Here is a 22,265-nt window from a genome sequence, read left to right as displayed (position 1 = left end):
TCCCTGAGCGGCGATGACCGATGCGCCCCCTTCCATGCCCCCGACCGCGGCCGACGATGCGGCCCTCGTGCAGGCCGTCCTGGCCGGCGCGCCCGGCGCGTTCGAGCGCCTGGTGCGCCAGTACCAGGGCCTGTGCTGGCATATCGTCGACCGCATGGTGCGTCATCCGGAGGACACGCGCGAGCTGTGCCAGGAGGCGTTCCTGCGCGTGCATCGTTATCTGCACCAGTACCGCAGCGAAAGTCCGCTCAAGGCCTGGATCGGTCAGGTCGCCTATTCAGTCGCCAAGCGCCATCTCGAGCGCCGTCGCATTCCGCTGGCCGAGGCGGCCGACGGCGCCGACGGCATGGCGCTGGCCGAGTCGGTCGGGCAGGATTTCGACCTGGAGACCGCCTGCGCCGAGGACGAGGCGCAGTCCCTGCTGCATGCGGCGATCGAGGCGTTGCCGCCGCTGCAGCGCACCTTGCTGACGCTGTACCACCTCGACGAGGTGCCGATCGGCGAGATCGCCTCGATGACCGGCCTGGCCGAGGGTACGATCAAGAGCCATCTGTTCCGCAGCCGCAAGCACCTGCGCGCGATCCTGGAGCCGCGCATCGGAGTTCCCGCATGACATCCCCCCCTCCCATGGTCGACGAACGCGCCTGGCAGGCACAGGAGCAGGCGCTGCGTGCCGCGCACGGCGGCGTGGCCGGTCCGGACGCGGCCACCGTGGCCGACCGGCGCCTGCTGCGCGCGCTGCGCGAGCCGCCGCTGTCGCCGCTGCCGGTCGATTTCGCGGCCGAGGTCGCTCGCCTGGCGGCCCCGCCCGCGCATGCACGCCCGGCCGATACGCGCCTGGAGCGTCTGCTCGGCGCCGGTCTCGGCATCGCGCTGGGCGCAGCCGCGCTGGTGATGGGTCTCGAGCAAGGTACCCAGTGGCTGCGCGCCGTCGCCGAGCAGGCGCCGCCGGGGACGCTGCGCTTCGGGGTCGCGCTGATCGCCTGCGTCGGCAGTTCGTGGCTGATCGGACTGCTGCCGCGGTCGCATTCGCGCGGGCCGCTGCGGCACTGAGGCCGCGCGCGGTCGCGCGGCGATGCATGGCGGATCGAGGCGGCCGGTACGCCGGTTCGCCGCGGCCGGACGGCGCGCACAGGCGGCGCCGGGCTGGCGAACCGCACCCCGCAAGAGACACGCAGACCCTCGGCGTCCGGCATCGCGCCGCGGACGAACGGGCGCGGCGCCGGCCGCGGTCTGCGCGGTACGCATCGGCAGGCATCGATCGGCCTTGCGTAGGGCGCGCGCCGCGGGCGCAGGCGCGAACGCTCAGGGCGCGGCGGCGCCGGCGATCGACACGCTGCGCTCGCCGGCCAGACCGCGTGCACGCGCCAGCGCCGCGGCGAGCGCGTCGGTCTGGCCGAGCGCCGCGTACAGGCGCGCCTGGATCAGCGCGCAGTCGAAATCCTGGGCCGCCCAGCGCGCGACCTGACCGACCACGGCGGCAGCGCGCACGTGATCGCCGGCACCGATCAGCGCGCCGCCGTAGGAGGCCACGACCTCGGCGACGTCCGACGGCGAGCCGCTGCGATTGGCCTCGCGCAGCGCTGCCTCGTAGACCGGTGCGGCAGTCTCGCGGCGTCCGGCGGCCCAGTCCTGCTCGGCCGCGGCCAGCAATGCGTGGATCAGCATGTCCGGCTCGCCGCTGCGCTCGGCCAGTGCCGTGAAACGCTGAGCCGCCTGCTGCGCGCGCGTCTCCTGGCCGGCCGCGCGCAGCGCGCGCACGCGCGTCAGCCGGCCGCTCGCGCGCAACCGCGCATACAGCGGCGTCGCCAGCGCCGGCTCGTCGAGCGCGGTCTCGTCCTCGACCAGACGTGCCGCGCGCACCGGATTGCCGTGGGCCAGCTCGAGCCGCGCCAGCTCGATGCGCACCGCCAGCGCGAGGCCGAGTACCGGCAGCGCGGCGGGCTGCTCGAGGATCGGTTCGAGCAGGCTGCGCGCCTCGCCGTCGCGGCCGTTGCGCGCCAGCACGCGCGCCTGCGTGTAATCGAAGATCACGCGCGTCAGCGCGCCGTCCTCGATCCGCGCGAGCCACGGCCGCGCCCGCTCGATCGTCGCCAGCGCGGCGGCCGATTCGAGCAGGGCGAGCCGCTCGATGCCGGCATTGCCGAGCGCCTCGACGACGTTGCGGGCATCGCCGAAACGCTCGAAGCGGTCGGCGACGCGATCCCAGACCGCCAGCGCCTCGGCGTGCCGGTTGCGCAGCGCCAGCAGATTGGCCTGCTGGCCTTCCAGACGCGCCAGGCGCAGCGTGTCGCCGCCGAGTTCGAGCGCGATGCGGCCCTGCGAGAAATCCGAGTCGGCGCGGTCATAGTCGCCCAGCACCATGCGCAGCATCGCGCGGCCGGCCAGCGCCTCGCCGAGCAGGTCGGGCTGGTTGAGATCCTGCAGCAGCGCGATCGCCTCGCCGAGCTGGCGCTGCGCGCCGGCCAGGTCGCCGCGCTGCGCGAGCGGTCCGGCGATGCCCATCAGCGCGCGGGCGCGCACGACCGGATCGCTCTCGCGGTCCGGAAAGCGGCGCAGCAGTTCGGCGTAGGCCGCGTAGGCCTCGTCGTTGCGCTCGGCCGTGATGTCCAGATCGGCCTGCCGCAGCAGCAGCGCCGAGGTGCCCTGCAGGTCGGGCGGCGCCTGTTCGATCAGGTTGCGCGCGGTCGCGAAGTCCTGGTCGAGCAAGGCGGCGTCGATGCGCTGCAGCCATTGCGCCGGCATCGCGTCGGCGCCTGGCAGCGCGGCCGGAGCACGCCGCTGCAGCCAGCCGAGCAGGCGGTCGCCGGCCTGGCGCGCGGCGCCGGCGGCGTCGACATCGCGGCCTTCGGCCTCGCGCAGGACCGCCTCGTCGCGGCGCCATTGCAGCCGCACGACCCAGCCGTTGGCGGTGCGCTCGGCGTCGCCGGTGATCAGGCTGCCGGCGCCGGTCGCCTCGTGCACGCGGCGCGCCTCCAGCGCCGGCGTGCCCTCGTTGCGGACCAGCGCGACGACGTTCGCGCTCGGCACCACGACCAGGCCGGCACGGCGCAGATGATGGGCGACCAGGTCCATCAGGCCGAGCCGCAGCCAGGCCCATTCGCTGTCGATGCCGGCGCCGATCTCGACCGGCAGGATCGCGATCGCCTCCTCGGAACCCGGCCGTGCCGGGGCGAGCGGCGCGCGCGCGAACCAGCGCTGCGCGCCGGCGGCCGCGACCAGCAGCGCCACCAGCACGATCGCCAGCGCCGGCCACGGACGGCGCCGCGCCGCCGCGACGGGTGTCGGCGCCGCGGCGACCGGGCTGGCGTCGGGCGGCAGCGCGGACGCTGCGCCGGCCGCTGCCTGCGCGGCGGACGGCACCTCGGCGAGCGGCGGCTCCGGCGTTCCGGACGCGGCGGTGTCGAGCACGCCGGTCGGTGCGATCCAGCGGTAGCCGAAGCGCGGCACCGTGCGGATGATCGTCTGGCCGTCGCCGTCGTCGCCGATGATCCGGCGCAGCTTGCGCATCAATTGGCCGAGCTGGGCGTCGGCGACGTCGGCGCGGCCCCACACCGCCGCGATCAGCTCGTCGCGCCCGACCGCGCGGTCGCGGTGCTCGATCAGCCAGACCAGGCAGTCGAAGATCTTCGGCGAGACCACGACCAGCTGGCCGCCCTGTCTCAGCTCCCGCGCGGCACTGTCTAGTTCGAAGGCGGCGAAGCGGTAGGTCGGGCGGCTCATCGGCTCGAAGATAACGCGGCCGCTTCGGCGCTGTCATGTCGAGCCGTGCGCCGCTTCCGCGGCGCGCGGGCACGCGGTCAGTGCGCCGTGGCGAGCTTCTTCTCGCCGGCCGTCACGCGCAGGCCGAGGCGGTTCTCGGGCGGCGCGGTCGGACAGACCACGTGCGGCGACAACGCGCACGGCGGGTTGTAGGCCTTGTTGAAGTCGATCACGACCTTGCCGTCCTTCGGCGCGTCGGCGTACAGGAAGCGCGCCGCGCCGTAGCTTTCCTTGCCGCTGGTGCGGTCGGCGATGATGAAGAACAGCTGCTTGCCGTCGTCCTCCGACAGCGGCTGCAGTTCGTAGCGCTGGCCGTCGCGCTCGAACACCGCCTTGCCGGGCACGATGCCCTGCTCGGGCGTGCCGAGCGAGGTGACCAGCTCGATCGTCCTGGGCGGATCGAACGGCTGCCAGTCGGCGACGACGCGCCACGCGGGATCGATCGGCCAGGTCTCGATGTCGGTGAACGCCAGCCGCGCCGGCGAGTCCGGATCGCGGAAGCGCCAGCCGACGACGTTGCCGGTTTTGACGACGTAGAACCAGGTGGCGCCGATCGTCACGCGCGTCGGCGTCGCGCCGTCGGCATTGGTCGACAACGTGGCGCGCTCGAACGGCTTGCCGTCGATCAGCGCGCCGCTGCCGGGTTCGGCGCTCAGCGTCAGGCCGCCGTCGGCGCCCAGATGCAGCGTGCCGAGCCGGGCCGGGCCCTTCGGCAGCACGATCGCATTGTCCTCGGCGCTGCCGACCGTGTTGTCGCCGGGCTGGACGCGGCCGGAGCCGGCGAAGCTCAGCCAGCCATCGGGCTTCTTGAGATTGGCGATGCGCGTGGCATGCCACTGCTCGATCGAGGCGACGTAGTCGTCGGCGGCGAGCGCTGCCGGCAGCGCGGCGGCCAGCGCTGCGCCGGCGATCAGACGGATGGACGTGGAGACGGACATGGGCGTGGCACGGGCGGGGAAGGGCCCGCCGAGTATAGGCGCGTGCGGGGCGCCGCCGCGGTCTGGCCGGATCAGGCCGGATCGAAGCCGTTGAGGAAGATCTCGATCGCCGGCATCGCGACGCTGCGCACGCAGTTCCAGGTCTCGCCGATGCGCGGGCCGGTGTCGATGATCTGGAAGTCGGTCACCTGGATCGCGGCCGCGCCGCCGGCGCCGTTCCAGAACACCTGCGGCGTGATGCCGAGGCCGGACCACTTGGCGGTGGTGTGGCGGTCGCTCTCGAAGGTCAGCGCGATGTTGCCGCCGTCGGCGAGCACCAGGCCGTAGCGCTGCATCGTGCGCAGGATCACGCGCGCCGCCGCGTTGTAGCCGCTCATGTCGAAGTCCGGGCGCAGGCGCATGCGCACGCCGTAGGGCACGGTGCCGCGCGGGCCGCTCGGGCCGCCGGCGTGCGAGGCCGGGCGCACGTAGAGACGGCCGCCGACGCCGCCGAGCGCGCTGTCGGTGGCCATGCGCGCATTGGGCAGGATGAAGCGGATCGCGTGGCCGAGATCACCGTCGGGCTCGCCCTGGCGCTGCGCGACCTCGTCGGCGTTGACCAGCAGCGGCGCGATCGGGAACCCGGCCGCGTCCGCGCTCGTGCAGTGCTCGCCGCGGCCTTCCGGCGGATAGACGGCGTTGAGATCCCACACGGCCAGACAGCGCGCATCGAGCACGCCGCCGGACAGATTGCCCGAGTACAGCTCGTAGAGCTTGCTGCCCTGGCGCACCAGCAGATGGCAGTCCGAGCTGGAGCTGTTGCAGCTCAGGCCGCTCTGTCCTTCGAACGCCGCGTCGGGCGGCACCGGCATCGTCGTCGGCAGCGCCTCGCAGTCCGGCGTCCAGTATTCGCCCGAGCCGCGATGCGGGACCACCTCGTAGCGCGGCGCATCGGCCGGCGCGCTCTGGTGCACGTGCAGCGAGAAGTCGATCTGCATGCGGTTGTTGTTGCCCCAGCCGCCGAGGCCGGCCAGGGTCTGCAGCATCTGGGTCGATTCGGGATGCAGCGGCGCGTTGGCGATGTTCTGGTGCCAGACCGAGCCGGCCGGGAAGCGCGGCGGTGCGGCGGCCGGCGCGACGGCGGGCAGCAGCACCAGCGTGGCGGCGAGGACGCGAACGGAGCGGGAGGCGGGCAGGGGCATCGGCGGTCCCGGCGGGGGTCAGGGCGGCGCAGGTTAGCAGAGCCCGGCCGGGCAATCCGTCGATCCGGCGCCGATTTCCCGTTGCCGTCAGCCGGCGTTCAAGTCGCTGATCGTAAAGGCCGCAATGGTCGAGCCGCGATCGCGCCGAGCACCCTGGGCGCGCAATCGCCGCAGCCCCGCTCTAGAATGCCGCTCCGCTCGCGCCCTCGGGGCCGCCGCGCCGTTCCGCCGCCGAAGGTCCGCCCGTTTCGATGTCCGTTCCGATCCCCGGTTCCGCGCTGCAGATCCTCAACACCGTCTTCGGCTACCCGGCCTTCCGCGGCGATCAACAGGCGATCATCGAGCACGTCGCGGCCGGCGGCGACGCGCTGGTGCTGATGCCGACCGGCGGCGGCAAGTCGCTGTGCTACCAGATTCCGGCGCTGCTGCGCGAGGGGACCGCGGTGGTCGTCTCGCCGCTGATCGCGCTGATGCAGGACCAGGTCCAGGCGCTGCTGCAGCTCGGCGTCGAGGCCGCGTTCCTCAATTCGAGCCTCGACGCGCAGGCGCAGCGCGAGGTCGAGCAGCGCTACGCGCGCGGCGAGCTCAAGCTGCTCTACGTCGCGCCCGAGCGGCTGCTGACCGAGCGCTGCCTGGACCTGATCGGCGCGCGCACGCCGGCGCTGTTCGCGATCGACGAGGCGCATTGCGTCTCGCAATGGGGCCACGACTTCCGGCCCGAGTATCGCCAGCTGACAATCCTGCACGAGCGCTTCCCGGCGGTGCCGCGGATCGCACTGACCGCGACCGCCGACGCGCCGACGCGCACCGAGATCGTCGAGCGGCTCAATCTCGGCGAGGCCTCGCGCTTCGTCGCCAGCTTCGACCGGCCCAACATCCGCTACCGCGTCGTCGAGAAGGACAATCCACGCCGCCAGCTCAAGGCCTTTCTCGACGGCCACCGCGGCGAGTCGGGGATCGTCTACTGCCTGTCGCGGCGCAAGGTCGACGAGACCGCGGCCGGCCTGGTCGAGGACGGCGTGCATGCGCTGGCCTACCACGCCGGCATGGATGCGGCCGAACGCGCCGCCAACCAGCAGCGCTTCCTGCGCGAGGACGGCGTCGTGATGGTCGCGACGATCGCGTTCGGCATGGGCATCGACAAGCCCGACGTGCGCTTCGTCGCGCACATGGACCTGCCCAAGAGCATGGAGGGCTACTACCAGGAGACCGGCCGCGCCGGCCGCGACGGCCTGCCGGCCGAGGCTTGGATGACCTATGGTCTGGCCGACGTGGTGACGTTGGCGCAGTTCATCGCGCAGTCCGACTCGGGCGAGGAGCGCAAGCGCGTCGAGCGCGCCAAGCTCGACGCGCTGCTCGGCTTCGCCGAGACCACCGCCTGCCGCCGGCAGCGCCTGCTCGCGTATTTCGGCGAAACGCCGGCCGGACCCTGCGGCAACTGCGACAACTGCCTGGAGCCGCCGCAGAACTGGGACGCGACCGTGATCGTGCAGAAGGCGCTTTCGTGCGTGTACCGCACCGGCCAGCGCTACGGCGTGGGCCATCTGACCGCGGTGCTGCGCGGCGACGACGACGAGCGCGTGCGCGCGCTCGGCCACGACCGGCAGAGCACGTTCGGCATCGGCGCCGAGCTCGACGCGCGGCAGTGGCGATCGGTGTTCCGCCAGCTGGTCGCCGCCGGCCTGCTGACGACCGACGAGGAAGGCTACGGCACGCTGCGTCTGACCGAGGCCAGCCGCACGGCGCTGCGCGGCAGCGAGCCGATCTGGCTGCGCCGTCCGCCCGGCAAGGCCGAGCGCCGCGCGGCCGGCCGCGACGGGGCGGCGCGTACGCGGCAGAGCCTGGACATCGCCCCGCACGAGGCCGCGCTGTGGGACGCCCTGCGCGATGCGCGCGCACGCCTGGCGCGCGAGCAGGGCGTGCCGGCCTACGTGATTTTCCACGACGCGACATTGCTGGCGATGCTGCGCGAGCGGCCGCAGTCGCTGCGCGAACTCGGCGCGATCAGCGGCGTCGGCGAGCGCAAGCTGGCGCGCTACGGCGAGGCCTTCCTCGGCGTGCTGACCGCGTCCTGAGCGGCGCCGCTCAGCGCGGCGCGACGTAGCCGCCGGGCACGCCGTCCGGGCTCATGACCAGCTGCCAGAGCTGGATCTGGCGCGTGCGGAAGCTCGCCATCGAGCCGGCCAGGTAGAAGCGCCACATGCGGCGGAAGCGCCGGTCGTAGCGGTCGGCCAGGTCGGGCCAGGCCGCCTCGACGTTGTCGCGCCAGGCCTGCAGCGTGCGGTCGTAGTCGGCACCGAAGTTGTGCCAGTCCTCGATCACGAACAGGCCCTCGCTGGCCTGCGCGATCTGCGCCGCCGACGGCAGCATCGAGTTGGGGAAGATGTACTTCTCGATCCACGGATCGGTGTGGTTGGTCGAGACGTTGGCGCCGATCGTGTGCAGCAGCGACAGCCCGTCCGCGGCGAGGTTGCGGCGCACGACCTCGAAATAGGTCCGGTAGTTGCGCACGCCGACGTGCTCGAACATGCCGATCGAGTAGATCCGGTCGAAGCGCTCGTCGATCTCGCGGTAGTCCTGCAGCCGGATCTCGACCGGCAGGCCGCGGCACAGCTCGCGCGCGTAGTCGGCCTGTTCGTGCGAGACGGTCAGGCCGACGCCGCTGATGCCGTAGTGTTCGGCCGCGAACTTCAGCGCCTCGCCCCAGCCGCAGCCGATGTCGAGCACGCGCTGGCCCGGTGCCAGCCCGAGCTTGCGGCAGACCAGATCGAGCTTGGCTTCCTGCGCGGCGTCGAGATCGGCGGCCCTGCGCCAGTACGCGCAGCTGTAGACCAGGCGGCGGCCGAGCATGCGCTCGAACAGGTCGTTGCCGATGTCGTAGTGACGCTCGCCGACCGTGTAGGCGCGCCGGCCGCGCTGCAGGTTGACGACGGCGGCCTTCAGCCACAGCAGGATGTCGTCGAGCCCGCGCACGCGCTCGTCCACGTGGACCGCCAGCAGGCGCGTCAGCAGACCGTCGAGGTCGTCGCTGTCCCACCAGCCGTCCATGTAGGCCTCGCCGAGGCCGAGCGAACCGTGGGCGATCACGCGCCCGTACAGACGGTCGTCATGGACGCGCAGATCCCAGGGGGCGTCACCGTCCAGGGTGACGCCGGCCAGCTGCAGCAGAGCCTGGATGCGGTTGCGAAGTTCCGGTTGGGACATCGATCCCCGACGGCGGCCGAACCGGCTACCAGTATGCCGCCGCCGCGCCGAGTTTTTAAGCCCGCCGCGTCCGCTCGGCACCGGCGCATCGAACGAAGGACTGAGTCCAGCGAGCTAGGCGGCGCGCAGCAGAGCCCGCGTCGCGGCCAGGCCGGCCGCCGTCATCAGCAGCGAGCCGCCCAGGTGCGCCGCCACCAGCACCAGCGCGGCGTTCCATTGCTGGCGCTCCAGCAGATGCACGGCCTCGCCGGAGAATGCCGAGAACGTGGTCAGTCCGCCGAGGAAGCCGGTCGTCGCGGCCAGGCGCCAGGCCAGCGGCACCGTGTCGAAATGGGCGAACAGCGCCATCGCCACGCCCATCAGCAGGCCGCCGGCGAGGTTGGCCGCCAGCGTGCCCAGCGGCAGCGACGGCAGCAGCGGATTGAGGCCGAGTCCGAGCAGCCAGCGCGCCAGCGCGCCGAGCGCGGCGCCAGCGGCGACGGCGAAGGCACTGGCGGCGTTCACGGGCGGCGCGGCCGGCGTGTGTGGACGACGGGCGGAAACATGGACGGGCCTCGGCGGCGCCGCCGGCCGGCGGCTGCCGCATTCTAGAGCGTGTCTCGGCCGCGGGGGCGGACCTCGCCGTCGCGCCGGTCTGCCATCGCGTCGCGCCGGCGTACGGCGATGCGACCGGCGGCAGGGTGGCGCATTCGTGGCGAGTGACCGCCGCGCCGCGCGCACCGCGACCGCCCGCGACCTGCGCCGCCCGCGAGGGCGTCGCCGGCGGCCGGAGCGCGTCAGCCCGGCAGGCCGCATTCGAAGCCGGCGCGGAACAGCGCCGCACCGGCGAGCGGCCCGCGGATCTCGTAGGTGACGCCGGGTCCGCTGCCGCCTTCGCCGCGCTGCGAATTGAAGTAGAGGCGGCTGCCGTCCGGGCTCAGCGCCAGACCGGTGATCTCCGAGCCTTCGTGCCCGGATACCTGCAGCAGCGGGTAGAGCGTGCCGCCGGCGCCGAGCGCGACCACCTGCATGTCGCCGCCGTCCTCGGCGACCAGCAGGTCGCCGGCGGACGTGGCGATGATGTTGTCGACGCCGGTCAGCAGCGGATCGGCGAACCAGGCCGCGTCGTAGAGCACCCACAGGCGGTCGTCGTGCGGATCCAGCGCCCAGACGCGGTCATCGCCCTTGGTCGTGAAATGGACCACGCCGCGGTGGTGCCAGATGCCTTCGCCGCCGCGGAAGCGGCTGGCGGCCGGAACCTGCTCGCGCGTCGGCGTTCCGAACAGGGCCGACGGGTTCGGGTCGGGCAGGTCGTGCCAGACCACCGCGCGCGGCGGTGCTTCAGGATCGGCGCCCGGATCGGCGCCGATGACCTCGGCCACCTGCAGCACGCCGGTCTCCAGGCTCGGCCAGTGGTCTGCCTTGAAGCGGTACAGGCAGCCGTCGCCGACGTCCTCGGTCAGGAAGATCAGGCCGAGCGCGTCGACCACCGCAGCCGCTTCGTGCTTGAAGCTGCCGAGCAGCGGCCGCCGGCGGCTGGACGGAAACAGGATGCCGCGATCGGTCGGCAGCACCTCGAACACCGCGCCGAAATCGATTTCCTCGCAGGTCAGCCACGAGCCCCACGGCGTGACGCCGCCGGCGCAGTTGATGCTGGTGCCGGCGAGCACGCGCCAGGCGTCGACGATGCGGCCGTCGCAGTCGAAGCGGATCGCGCTGACGCCGCCGCCGAGCAGGGCGATCGTTTCGGAATTGGAGACGTAGATCCAGCCGCCGTCGGGCTGCGGGAAGCAGGCGCCGCCGTCGGGCCAGGTGTGCCAGAGATAGCCGGTGCCGGGCACTGCTTCCATACCGCGCGCGATCACGCGGCTGGAGAAGCCTAGCGGCAGCCGGACGCCGTTGGCGTCCGGCTCCAGCAGCGCGCCGGGAAGCGCCGGCTGGCCGAGCGCGGCGAGACCGCCACGGCCGGGTGCCGGCGCGGCCGCCTGCCAGTGGTGGCCGCTGCGCGCCAGCAGGGCCGGGCCGCAGACGGCCAGGCCGGTACCGAGGCACAGGCGCGCGAGGAAGCGACGGCGCGACAGCGGCGCCGACAGGCGCGACCGGTCGGCCGCGACGAGCACAGAGGAATGGGGCGGCACGGGGCACTCGCGGAATCGTCAGGGGAGCCGCGAAGGTGTGCGTCGTCGATGAAGCCCTGTTGTCATGCGCGTTGCAGACCGCCGCCGCCGCTGCCAAAGCGTGCGCGACATCGCGGTTCGCGGACCCGTCGCGCGCACCACGATGCAACGGTTGCCGAGTTGAAGCCGGCACGGAGCAACCGGCCTCCTCGGCGCTCCGTTTCCCGGCGACGGGCTCATCCTGCAGAGCGGCTTCGGCGCGCGCGTGACCGACCTGCAGCGGCACCGCGCTTGCGCCGGGCGCGCCCGGCGCCGCCGCAGCGCCGCTGTGACGCCGCGGCCGGACGGACATGCGCCGGTGCGGGCAGGGCCGTTTACCGCGCCGCCGCGAGCGGCTAGAATGCGCGCCCTCGCCGTGGCTATGTAGCTCAGCCGGTTAGAGCACAGCACTCATAATGCTGGGGTCGGTGGTTCGAGTCCACCCATAGCCACCAATGCGTCGCAAGCGTTTGACGTCATTGGAAAATCTAGCACTTTCGCTCCCTTTAGCTCGATTGCTGCGGTGAGTGACCAGCAGGTGCTACAGCGACGCGGACAGATTTATACTTCACGCATCGTCGTCCCCTCGCGCATTCGCGCTCGCTGGGGGCGTCCAGAAATCACTCGAAGCCTGCGCACCGGCGACCTCCGAGAGGCACGGCGCCGCTTGGCACTGTGGGAAACCCACATGAGCGCCTTCCTGCAGCAAATCGACCGGAACCTTCAGTCGATGACCCGCGAAGAAGTTGACGCCCTCTACCGCAAATACCTGACCACCAAAGTCGACGAAATCGAGGCGCGGCTTTCCCGGCCGCTCGACGAAGACCAAGCGGACGGCACCTCCTTCTATCTCAACGACGAGGCCCACAGCATCTCAGCGGCGCTGGCCTTCGGACATGTCGAGGAACGCATCCCGGAAGCTATCCAGATGGCTCCTGGAGCACCCGAGGCAGACCAGCGCAGGCTCGCCAGGCGCCTCCTGGAAGCCGACCTGAAGGCCACGGTGGCCGAGCTCAACGCACTGGAAGGACCCCCCTGGAACTTCCCCCAGGAGACCTTGGCTGTCACGGCGCAGCCTAAGGATCAGACTGTGACCTCACCCCTGCTCTCAGAGGCGGTCCGGGGGTACTGCGAAGAGCATGTCGGCCTGAAGAAATGGTCCGAGCGGACTGCCGACCAAAGCCAAAAGATCTTCGAGCTGGTCGTGGGCTTGCTGGGAGACCGGCCGATCCACGAGATCGGCAAGGCCGATATCCGCACGCTCGGCGCGCAGAGCTTGAGCTGCCCACCAACATGACCAAGCTCTTCCGCGGGCTGACGCCTCGGCAGGCCCTGGAAGCTGCTGCATCTCGGCCCAAGCTCCCCCGCCTTATCAACAAGAACTACCAGTACGTCCGCTCCCTGTTCCTATGGGCGGCGGCACACGACTACGTGACCCAGAACCCCGCAACGGTCCTGCGCGACGTGAATGAAGGGCGCGCCCAGGATGCCCGGAAGGCACTCGACGACGATGACATCGAGAAGTTCATCGGATTCGTCTCGCAGCACGCCACGGAAGCCTACGAGCTCTGGATACCAAGCATCATGGCCTTTACAGGTTGCCGCATGGGAGAGGCCGCGAGGCTGGGAAGTGTCTTAAAACTCGGGACAGTCCAGAGAACGGCAGGACCGCGCCCGCAAGAGGCGGGGGCGGATCACCTGACCGGCGTCGTATTCTATCGGGACGACTAGGGGAATCCACAGCTATGGCCAAGGCAGCCGTTGCCGACATTCGTAATACCCTTCTGGAATTGCTTCCCAAGGACGGCTCGTCCGTAGGCAACCAGTCCCTACGCGATCAGCTGGCGGACAGGCTGGGCGCCCCCGTCTCCGAGGTCGATTATTTCGCCGCCCGAGACGCATTGGTTGACGCCGGAATGGTGCGCAAGGGGAAAGGTCGGGGCGGCTCCGTGGCGCGCATCTCGGATCAGGCAGAGGGCTTCTCCTTGGCGATGGCTGAGAAGCCCGCCGATGCGGATGCTCCAAAGTCCCGGCAGGCCGGCATGACACTGGCGCAGGCCCGACGGGAGAAGGCCGAAGTGAAGCCGAAGGGCGTCAGGGGCGACGCTGAGGTGATCGCCTACCGCCACGACCAGAAACGCCGCAACAATCCCGACGTCGGCGTGGTCACCCCGGACAACGATCCTGAGCAGCCCAAGACGCAATGGGCCTACGACCCACACATTGACCCTGCCTTGCAGTTCGATGTTGGCCGTGCACAGATTGAAACCCTGATCGACAACGCGCTGTCCAGCGGCGACGAGGCTACCATGCGCGCCGCGCTGGAACAGCTCAAGCGCCAGGCCGCGCCTTACCTCAACTGGACCGGCAAGGCGGAAAGCACCAGCTTCGAGGTGGACACCGTCAGCCTGCACGTGCACGAGCGCATCGACCCGGCCAGCATCCTGGCCGTCATCCAGAAGCGCATGAAAGCCGATGCCGGCAAGGCCGCAACCGGCGACATGTTCCGCGCCTGGTTCGAGGAGCCGCTGCCGCTACGCGAGGCGGTGGACTTCTACAAGCACGACCGCGGCTGGAGCAACCGCTTGGTGGCCGGCGACAGCCTGCTGGTGATGAACAGCCTGCTGCAAAAGGAGGGCATGGCCGGGCAGGTGCAGATGATCTACATCGACCCGCCCTACGGCATCAAGTACGGCAGCAACTTCCAGCCCTTCGTCAACAAGCGCGACGTCAAGGACCGCAAGGACGAGGACCTGACGCAAGAGCCGGAGATGATCAAGGCGTTCCGGGACACCTGGGAGATGGGCATCCATTCCTACCTGACGTATCTGCGGGATCGACTGCTGCTGGCGAAGGAGTTACTACACGAGTCGGGCAGCGTGTTTGTGCAGATTTCGGATGAGAACCTTCACCATGTGCGCGAGATCTGCGACGAGCTGTTCGGCGCCGAGAATTTGGCTGGTCTCATACCATTCAAGAAGACAAGTGGCCAGGCGAGCACGCTTATCGCGGGGGTCTGCGACTATCTCGTGTGGTACGCGAAGGATAAGCGGAAGGCGAAGTACCGCCAGATTTATGCCGCCCTAGGCACCGACGTTTCTGATGATTCCTATAACTGCCTACTCGCACCAGATGGGTCATGGCGGCGCTTGAAAGCCTCAGAGCTTAGGTCTGGTCATGTCGTCACCGATGGGCAGAGGTTTCGAACAGCAAACCTGACATCACAAGGCGAGTCAGGAGAAGACGATCAATTCGATGGCTGGGGGCAGGCGTTCCTACCTTCTGCGGGCACCCATTGGAAGCCAGGAGTCAGGAAGCTTCCCACGCTACAAAGGGCAGGAAGGCTCATAGGTGTTGGTAAAACACTTGCCTTCAAGCGCTTCTCAGGCGACTTTCCAGTGGTCGCGATCAACAACATGTGGTCCGACACGATTGAAAGCACGTTTGTTGCGGCGAAGATGTACGTAGTTCAAACCTCCGCGAAGGTAATCGAGCGCTGCCTCCTAATGACGACAGATCCGGGGGATCTGGTGCTCGATCCCACCTGCGGCTCTGGCACCACCGCGTACGTCGCCGAGAAATGGGGCCGCCGCTGGATCACATGCGACACCTCGCGCGTGGCCGTCACCCTGGCGAAGCAGCGGCTGATGACTGCCAGCTACGACTACTACGACCTCAAGTACCCGCACGAGGGTTTGAGGGCCGGCTTCATCTACAAGACCGTCCCGCACGTCACCCTGAAATCCATCGCCAACAACCCTGAGATCGACGAACTCTGGGAGCGCATGCACCCGGCCATCGAGGCGGCGCTGGGGCAGCTCAATGCTGCGCTGGCTGGTACCCGAGTCCCGTTCAAGGTCACCGAGGGCGGACGCAAGGGCGAAGACATCGCCTTCGACGCGAAGGGCACGCACGCGATGCCCACCGGCGAGCAGGTGCCGGCCAACGCGCTGCTGGAATGGGAGGTGCCGTTCGACTTCCCCGCCGACTGGCCCGCCTCTGCTCGCGGCGCCTTCGACGACTTCCATGCCGCGCGCCAAGCGATGCAACGGAAGATGGACGACTCCATCGCGTCCCACGCCGACCAGGAAGTGCTCTACGACCAGCCGCAGGTGGCCAAGGACAAGCTGCGCATCACCGGCCCGTTCACCGTGGAGGCGGTGCCGTTCCCCAGCGTGATGGTGCTGGACGAGGCGCAGCCCGCCGCCGAAGCGGACGCCAGCATCGCCCGCAGCGGCGAATCCGCCCGTCAGCACCGCTGGCGCGACGAGTTGTTGAAGGCCGGCATCCGAGGCAAGGGCGGGCAGATGCTTCGCTTCGCCGAGCTGGAGAGCCTGCCCGACACTCCGCACCTGCACTGCACCGGCCACCTGGACACCGGAGAGCGCGTGGTGGTGTGCTTCGGCCCGGAGCACGCCGCGCTGGAGCAGCGCACGGTGGAGTTGGCCATGCGCGAGGCCGGCGATCTGTTCCCGCGGCCGAAGATGATCGTGTTCTGCGCCTTCGCCTTCGATCCGGAAGCCGCCAAGGACATCGACGCCACCAAGGGCATCACCGCCCTGAAGGCGCAGATGAACACGGACCTGCTCACCGAGGACCTGAAGAAGAACGCGCGCCACAACCAGAGCTTCTGGCTGATGGGTCAGCCGGAAGTGGAGGTCCGCCAGCAGAAGGACGGCCGCTACGTGGTGGAAGTCCACGGCTTCGACTACTTCGATACCGCAGACGGCAAGCTGGTATCTGGCGGCAAAAAGAACATTGCTGCATGGAGCCTGGATACCGACTACGACGAACGCAGCCTGTTCCCGCGCCAGGTGTTCTTCCCCATGGCCGGCAAGAAGGACGGCTGGCACAAGCTGAAAAGAGACATCAAGGCCGAGCTTGACGAGAGCAAGCTGGACAAGCTGCATGGCACCGTCAGCCTGCCGTTCGAGGCCGGGGAGAACCGCAAGATTGCGGTCAAGATCGTCGACGACCGCGGCATCGAGTCGCTGAAAGTCATGGCACTGGGTTGAGCACGGCATGACGACTCCTAAATCGCTGATCGTCAACACGCCTTTCGAGGCGCCGCGCTGGCACTGGATAGACCACCAAGGTGGCCTGAAGCTGACTGAAGGTCGCCGCCCGGCGGGCTACGAGATCTTCGACACCCGCCAGAACACGCGCCGCACCGAGCGCCTGGACCTGGTCGAGCGCATCCGTGACCGTGTCAGCCAATGGCGGGCCTCGGATTACCCCGGCGTAACTACCGTTACCCGCAGTCTGCTCGAACACTGGCACGACGCCAGCGCTCGCCAGCATCCGTTCTACTTTTGCCAGCTGGAAGCCATCGAGACCCTGATCTGGTGGATCGAGGCGCCGGCCGATTTCAAGCAAGGCATCCACGTGCCCGGCGATGGCGGACCATGGCAGCGGCTCTGCAACAAGATGGCAACGGGCACCGGCAAGACGACGGTGATGGCCATGCTCATCACCTGGCAGGTGTTGAACGCACTGGCCTACCCCAGGCGCAACAAGGATTTCTCCCGCGCCATCTTCTTGGTTGCCCCTGGCCTGACGGTGCGCGAGCGCCTGCAGGTGCTCTATCCGGGGCACCCGGACAACTACTACGACCTGTTCGCCCTGTGCCCGAATGAGGCAATGCGCAGCAAGCTGAATCAGGCCGAGGTGCTGGTAGAAAACTGGCACACGCTGATGCCGCTCAAGCAGCCGGATCGCTCGGTGGTCAGGAAAGGGCCGGAGAGCGACAAGGCATTCGTCCGTCGCGTGCTCGGGAAGCTGGCGCAGTACAAGGACATCGTTGTAATCAACGACGAGGCCCACCACGCTTATCGGCAATCCCCCGACGACAAGCGCAGCCGCGACGTGAAGCGCCGGGCTGAGGAAATGGGCTTGGATCAGGAGGAGGCCACTCGCTGGATCGAAGGCCTGGACCGCATCCACAAGGAACTGCGTATCCAGCGTTGCTTCGACCTGTCCGCCACACCCTTCGCGCCGACCGGGCGCAGCAATACCGAAGGCGGCCTGTTCGATTGGATCATCTCTGACTTCGGCTTGAACGATGCCATCGAGGCGGGCTTGGTGAAGACCCCGCGGGTGGTCGTGCGCGACGGTGTGGTGCCGGATACGCAAACACTCAAACCCAAGCTGTATCACCTGTACCGCGACCAGGCTGTCCAGGACGACCTTGGCCGACGCGGCGCACAGGTCCATGAGCCGTTGCCCCCTTTGGTGCAGCAGGCCTATACCCTGCTCGGAGCTGATTGGCGCAAGACTGCCGAAGCCTGGGCGGAAGCAGGCCACACCTCCCCTCCGGTGATGCTGACGGTATGCAACCTGACCTCCACCGCCGCGCGCGTGGAGCGATTCTTCACCGAGGGCGACGTGCATTGGCCTGAGATGCGCGACGCCAACCGCACGCTTCGGGTGGACTCCCGCGTGTTGGAGAAAGCCGAGATCGGCGAGAAGGCGGGCGCCGACAAGGACTACGAGGAACGGCTTCGGGCGATTGTTGAGGCAGCTGCCATTCCGGCCGACCGAAAGAGCGAACTGCTGCAACTGCGGAAGGAAGAACTGCTGCGCGAGATCGTCGACAACGTCGGCAAGCGTGGCGCAGCCGGCCAGGACCTGCAGAACGTCATTTCCGTGGCGATGCTCTCCGAAGGCTGGGATGCCAAGAACATCACCCACATCATGGGGCTGCGTGCCTTCACCAGCCAGCTGCTTTGTGAGCAGGTAATCGGCCGCGGACTGCGCCGCGTCGGCTATGACACGGAGCCTGTGGTCTGCCCCGACGGTATCGAGCGGCAGTTGTTCGTCCCGGAGTTCGTCAACGTCTTCGGCGTGCCGCTGTCGGTGTTCCAGGATCTCAGTGGCGAGGGAGAGCCGCCTCCGCCGCCCAAGCAGAGCACGCAGATCGAATCCCTGCCGGAACGGAACAGCTTGGAGATCCGCTGGCCAAACGTGGTGCGCGTGGATGCCATCGTGCGGCCGGGCCTGACTCTCAACTGGCAAGCGATGGAACCTTTGCAGCTAGACCCTGCAGCCACGCCGCTGGCGGCAGAGATGGCACCTGCACTGGGTGGCGCCAATGCGTGGGACCAGATACAGGCCATCGACCTAGAGCTGTTGCCCGACGAGTTCCGCCTGCAACGGTTGGTGTTCCAGGCCGCACGCCAAGCGTATGCGCAGATGCGGGATCAATACACCGGGACACCGGAGTACCTGGCCTTCCAGTTGATCCGCCTAATCGACGAATTCCTCGCATCCGACAAGCTGGAAGTGCCCTCGCTGTTCCACCAGGAGCCGCTGCGCAAGCGCATCCTGGTATCACTGAACATGAACGCGGTGGTTCAGCACCTGCTGCGATACCTGCTGCCGCAGAACCAGGAGCGCATCGAGCCCGTGTTCGACGAGGAGTTTCCAGTAGGTTCAACGCGATACATGCGCACTTGGTATACCACCAAGACATGCCAGCCCGCGCAGAAGTCGCAAATCAGCCACGTGGTGGCCGATGGCGCTTGGGAAGCCCACGCGGCCAACCTATTGGAGACCAGCCCGCTGGTTCAGGCTTACACCAAGAACGACCACCTGGGCTTCCAGGTCTACTACATGTGGAACGGCGCCAAGCGCCGCTTCATTCCCGATTTCCTGGTCCGCCTCGCCAACGGCAAGACCTTGGTGTTGGAGATCAAGGGCATCGACGATGACCAGAACCGCGCCAAGCGCTCCGCGCTGGACGCATGGGTAATGGGAGTGAACCAGAAGGGAGGCTTCGGCACCTGGGCTAGGGACGTCGCTTTTGAACCTCACCACGTTCACGACATCTTGCAGCACCACTCACAGGCTAAGCCTTGAACCCATCATTGCCAAGAGGAATGGCATTGAAGATTCCAACTGAGCGACTGCTCCGACCATCGGAAATCCCGGCTAATTTGTGGAATGCCTCCAACGCCCTGCCTGCGGTGCTCGACCATGCGCCGTCCTTCGCCGAGCCGGTCGTCGGGTCTCGGGGGCGCCTTGCAGCCGTCGCCGGGCGTGATCATGCGGTAGCGCAGATCGCACGGTGGGGGCCGTAGCGGTCCGCCGGAGACATGAAGGATCGACGGCGGCCCTCGTTCTCCGAGAGCCATCCGCAAGCTCATCCGAAGCCTGGTCGGTGGCCGGCCGCCCCCGACCGCATCCACACGAACCGCATTCCCGCGCTCGCGTTCGGCGTCCTCAGCGTCGTCTCGAGGTCGCTCCGGATCATGTCCCGTCTCAGGTGATCGGGCAGAGCCCGGCATGACGATTGTGGACGATGGTCCTGCAGGCCATGAAGTCGCGGAAGGATTCGGCTGCCGTTCTACGTACTGGTCGTGGAAGCCGGCGTCCAGTCGAGGCGATGCCTCGGGGGGCCGGAGGGGCCGGGTGTGCAGCCGGAGTTCGATGTGCGCAGGAGTGGGGTCATGACGATAGCCGGGCCGGTCGATGACACGTGCTGGCGGGGACAGGCGGCGCCGGTCGGGCCTGTACGGTGTCCGGATCCGGAATGCGTGGTCGCGATGAGTTCGACCGCGCGCGCCGCCGGCGCGGCGTGCCGTCGCGTCGAGAAGGCGTGACCGCTCTTGCGGCGGCCGTTCTCGTCCGTGGGAGGTCGTGCCGGATTCTCTGCGCTCGGCGCCAGCTGGAAGGAACGCCCGGGAGCGCGGGATGACGGCATTCTTGCAGATGTCCGATGTGTCCCTTCTGCTGCACGTATTGTTGGCGCTCGCGCTCGGCTGGCTGCTCGGGTACGAGCGGTACTCGCATGGGCGGGCCGCCGGCACGCAGGTCTATTGCCTGGTCTGCATCGCGGCCTGCGCCTTGACGGCGGTCTCCGGCCAGATGACGAATCTGGTCGGCAACATACTGACCGGAATCGGCTTTCTCGGTGCCGGCATCATCGTCAAGAGCGGCACCAGCATACGTGGGCTCACCACGGCGGCCTCGGTGTGGTCATCGGCCGCGGTCGGCATCCTGGTCGGACTCGGCCACTACGTGGCGGCGGTCTACGTCACCGCGCTGTTCATCGCCAGCATGGTGCTGCTGCCGCGCGTGGAGCGCCGCTTCCGTGTGCAGATCGCCCTGGAGGTCTCACTGCGCTACCGGCAGGGACACCGGCCGGAGGAAGGCGCGGTGCACGCGTTCCTGGAGGACCGCGGGATGTCGATGCTCGCCGACAGCCTGTCGGTGATCTACGAAGAGAGCGGCTATCAGCTTCGCTTTCTGGTGATCACCGACTCGGTCACGCGCGCTCAGTTCATCTCGCGCGTGGCGGGCGAACTGCCGAGCATTCCACACGTGGACAGCTTCTCGATCGATCAAACCAACCGGGCGTGAGGCCGCGCTTCGGCGCGGTTCTGCCGTCGGGAGGCGCCGAGGAGACCGCACCGCGACGCGGCGCCGGATACGTTCGTGGCGGAGACGCCGCTCGGCACCTCTCGGCGCATCACCGATCGGGTCGTCCTGTCCTCAGGCTTCGGCAGAACGGTGCCGGTTCCGCGCGGCTCGGAATGGCTGGCGCGCCAGGCGGCCGGCCGTGCAGGCACGCGATGCGCGGGAGACGCGTTCTGCGGACGCGTTCCTGGTCCCTACGGCAATTCATCGCGGGCCTCGATCCATGAGCGGCAAGCCCACCACCGTTCCGGTACACGGCGTCTGCGACGCCGGCGCGCCAGGCGGCGCCGGTTTCGTCCGGTGCGTACTGCCGGGCCTGGCGCTGCTGTTGTGCGGCTGCGCCAGGATGCCGTCGATCGTGCTGTTCGGCGCCGCCTTTCCGGACTGGCTGTTCTGCATGATCGGCGGCGTGATCGCCACGGTCGCGGTGCACCGGGTGCTCGGCGCGACGCGGCGCGTAAGCCTGCTGGAGCCGTTGCCGCTGAGCTATCCGGCCCTGACGGCGATCTTCGCCGTGCTGATCTGGCTGCTCGTCTTCCATCAATGACCGGAGCGGACCCATGAACGCGCTCACCGCCGTGAAGAAGAGCCGGCTGCCCGCGCTGCTGATCGCGCTGATCGCACTCGTGCTGCTGATCGCGGCCCTGTGGATGATCGACCGCTCGCCGAAGACCGACGATGCCTACGTCTACGCCGACCGGATCAACATCGTGCCCGAGGTCGCCGGCCGCATCGTCGAGATGCCGGTGCGCGACAACCAGCAGGTACGCAAGGGCGATCTTCTGTTCCGCCTCGACCAGCGCCCGTTCGAGGCGGCGCTGACCCAGGCCAGGGCCCAGCTCGACGTGCTCGACAAGCAGATCGAGCTGACGCAGCGCACGGTCGACGCGCAGCAGTACAACGCGCAGTCGGTCGCCGCCTCGGTCGCGGCGGCACGCGCCAACGCCCGGCAGGCCGCCGACACCCTGCGCCGCCTCGAGCCGCTGCTCGGCCAGGGCTACGCTTCGCCGGAGGACATCGACAAGGCACGCACCGCGCAGCGCGCCACGCAGGCGCAGCTCGACGCCGCGCTGCTGCAGGCGCAGCAGGCTTCCGCCGCGGTCAGCGGCGTCGATGCGCTGGTCGCACAGAAGGTGGCGGTGACGGCACAGATCGCCGAGGCGGAGCTGCGTCTGGAGTACGCCACCGTGCGTGCGCCGTTCAACGGCCGCATCGTCTCGCTCGATACCAAGGCCGGACAGTACGCCTCGCCGGCCAAGCCGGTGTTCACCCTGATCGCCACCGACGAATGGTTCGTCGTCGCCCATTTTCGCGAGACCGAACTCGACGGCATCAAGCCGGGCACGCGCTGCACGCTGTACCTGTTGAGCGACAGCGGCCGGCGCTTCGAGGGCGTGGTCGATTCGGTCGGCTACGGCGTCACCCCCGGTGACGGCGGTACCTGGGTCGACGGCTTGCCGCGTGTGGCCAGGACGATCAACTGGGTGCACGTCTCGCAGCGGTTTCCGGTCAAGATCAGGGTGGAGCAGCCTGACGCATCGCTGTTCCGTCTCGGCGCCTCGGCGGTGGCGATTCTGCATCGCGGCCAGACCGGGCCGAACGAACCGGCGGCGCGGACCGGGCACTGA

At 69.0% G+C, this 22,265-nt stretch carries 16 protein-coding genes, 1 tRNA gene and 1 pseudogene; 12 read left to right on the top strand and 6 right to left on the bottom strand.

The window, feature by feature from the left end; genetic code table 11:
* Positions 1–34 precede the first annotated feature (34 nt).
* Positions 35–613: a sigma-70 family RNA polymerase sigma factor gene (locus VMR06_RS15930; protein WP_325378099.1), complete on the top strand. Its 579-nt coding sequence runs from the start codon at positions 35–37 to the stop codon at positions 611–613.
* Positions 610–1,053, top strand: a complete 444-nt coding sequence (locus VMR06_RS15925) for a hypothetical protein (protein WP_325378097.1) — start codon at positions 610–612, stop codon at positions 1,051–1,053. Before VMR06_RS15930 ends, VMR06_RS15925 begins: the two co-directional genes overlap by 4 nt.
* A 252-nt stretch (positions 1,054–1,305) precedes the next feature.
* On the opposite strand, the gene VMR06_RS15920 is transcribed toward VMR06_RS15925, so the two are convergent.
* The 3 genes from VMR06_RS15920 to VMR06_RS15910 all read right to left on the bottom strand — a co-directional run bounded on the left by VMR06_RS15920 (position 1,306) and on the right by VMR06_RS15910 (position 5,881).
* On the bottom strand, positions 1,306–3,723 hold the full coding sequence (locus VMR06_RS15920) for a winged helix-turn-helix domain-containing protein (protein WP_325378095.1): 2,418 nt from the start codon (positions 3,721–3,723) through the stop codon (positions 1,306–1,308).
* A 77-nt stretch (positions 3,724–3,800) separates the two neighbouring features.
* Positions 3,801–4,700, bottom strand: a complete 900-nt coding sequence (locus VMR06_RS15915; RefSeq protein ID WP_325378093.1) for a DUF1684 domain-containing protein — start codon at positions 4,698–4,700, stop codon at positions 3,801–3,803.
* Positions 4,701–4,771: 71 nt separating this feature from the next.
* Entirely contained in the window at positions 4,772–5,881 is a 1,110-nt protein-coding gene (locus VMR06_RS15910; RefSeq protein ID WP_325378091.1) for a hypothetical protein, read from the bottom strand.
* A 251-nt stretch (positions 5,882–6,132) separates the two neighbouring features.
* Here VMR06_RS15910 and recQ point away from each other — a divergent pair, with 251 nt between their 5' ends.
* Positions 6,133–7,956, top strand: coding sequence for a DNA helicase RecQ (gene recQ, locus VMR06_RS15905; protein WP_325378089.1), 1,824 nt, complete (start codon positions 6,133–6,135; stop codon positions 7,954–7,956).
* 10 nt (positions 7,957–7,966) lie between these two features.
* Here the strand turns inward: recQ and cfa are convergent, their stop codons facing one another.
* The 3 genes from cfa to VMR06_RS15890 form a co-directional block, all read right to left on the bottom strand.
* Positions 7,967–9,085 carry a cyclopropane fatty acyl phospholipid synthase gene (gene cfa / locus VMR06_RS15900; RefSeq protein ID WP_325378087.1) on the bottom strand — a complete coding sequence of 373 codons (1,119 nt, stop codon included), beginning with the start codon at positions 9,083–9,085 and terminating at the stop codon, positions 7,967–7,969.
* A 114-nt stretch (positions 9,086–9,199) separates the two neighbouring features.
* Entirely contained in the window at positions 9,200–9,589 is a 390-nt protein-coding gene (gene crcB / locus VMR06_RS15895) for a fluoride efflux transporter CrcB (RefSeq protein ID WP_325378085.1), read from the bottom strand.
* A gap of 272 nt (positions 9,590–9,861) precedes the next feature.
* On the bottom strand, positions 9,862–11,202 hold the full coding sequence (locus VMR06_RS15890; RefSeq protein ID WP_325378083.1) for an alkaline phosphatase PhoX: 1,341 nt from the start codon (positions 11,200–11,202) through the stop codon (positions 9,862–9,864).
* 396 nt (positions 11,203–11,598) lie between these two features.
* Here VMR06_RS15890 and VMR06_RS15885 point away from each other — a divergent pair.
* The 9 genes and pseudogenes from VMR06_RS15885 (at position 11,599) to mdtN (ending at position 22,265) form a co-directional block, all read left to right on the top strand.
* A tRNA-Met gene (locus VMR06_RS15885) sits at positions 11,599–11,675 on the top strand.
* 68 nt (positions 11,676–11,743) lie between these two features.
* Positions 11,744–11,905: pseudogene (locus tag VMR06_RS18230) on the top strand (DUF6538 domain-containing protein); the annotation flags it as partial.
* 3 nt (positions 11,906–11,908) lie between these two features.
* Entirely contained in the window at positions 11,909–12,517 is a 609-nt protein-coding gene (locus VMR06_RS15880; RefSeq protein WP_414648160.1) for a hypothetical protein, read from the top strand.
* Positions 12,514–12,951 carry a hypothetical protein gene (locus VMR06_RS15875; RefSeq protein WP_325378080.1) on the top strand — a complete coding sequence of 146 codons (438 nt, stop codon included), beginning with the start codon at positions 12,514–12,516 and terminating at the stop codon, positions 12,949–12,951. The genes VMR06_RS15880 and VMR06_RS15875 overlap by 4 nt, the downstream gene beginning before the upstream one ends.
* Positions 12,952–12,965: 14 nt before the next feature.
* Complete coding sequence (locus VMR06_RS15870; protein ID WP_325378078.1) at positions 12,966–16,235, top strand: site-specific DNA-methyltransferase; 3,270 nt, start codon at positions 12,966–12,968, stop codon at positions 16,233–16,235.
* Between the two features lie 7 nt (positions 16,236–16,242).
* Positions 16,243–19,077 (top strand): BPTD_3080 family restriction endonuclease, encoded by a 2,835-nt coding sequence (locus VMR06_RS15865; protein ID WP_325378076.1) that lies wholly within the window; start codon positions 16,243–16,245, stop codon positions 19,075–19,077.
* An 852-nt stretch (positions 19,078–19,929) separates the two neighbouring features.
* A complete protein-coding gene (locus VMR06_RS15860) occupies positions 19,930–20,580 on the top strand; it encodes an MgtC/SapB family protein (RefSeq protein ID WP_325378074.1) in 651 nt (216 codons plus the stop codon).
* 199 nt (positions 20,581–20,779) lie between these two features.
* Positions 20,780–21,184, top strand: coding sequence for a YtcA family lipoprotein (locus VMR06_RS15855; protein WP_325378072.1), 405 nt, complete (start codon positions 20,780–20,782; stop codon positions 21,182–21,184).
* 13 nt (positions 21,185–21,197) lie between these two features.
* The gene (mdtN, locus tag VMR06_RS15850; RefSeq protein WP_325378070.1) at positions 21,198–22,265 is read left to right on the top strand and encodes a multidrug transporter subunit MdtN; all 1,068 of its coding nucleotides are present in this window, start codon (positions 21,198–21,200) and stop codon (positions 22,263–22,265) included.

The organism is Dokdonella sp. (assembly GCF_035511235.1).
Lineage (GTDB): Bacteria > Pseudomonadota > Gammaproteobacteria > Xanthomonadales > Rhodanobacteraceae > Dokdonella.
The sequence above is the reverse complement of the archived record's forward strand: the minus strand, read 5'-3'. Positions and strand labels throughout refer to the sequence as shown.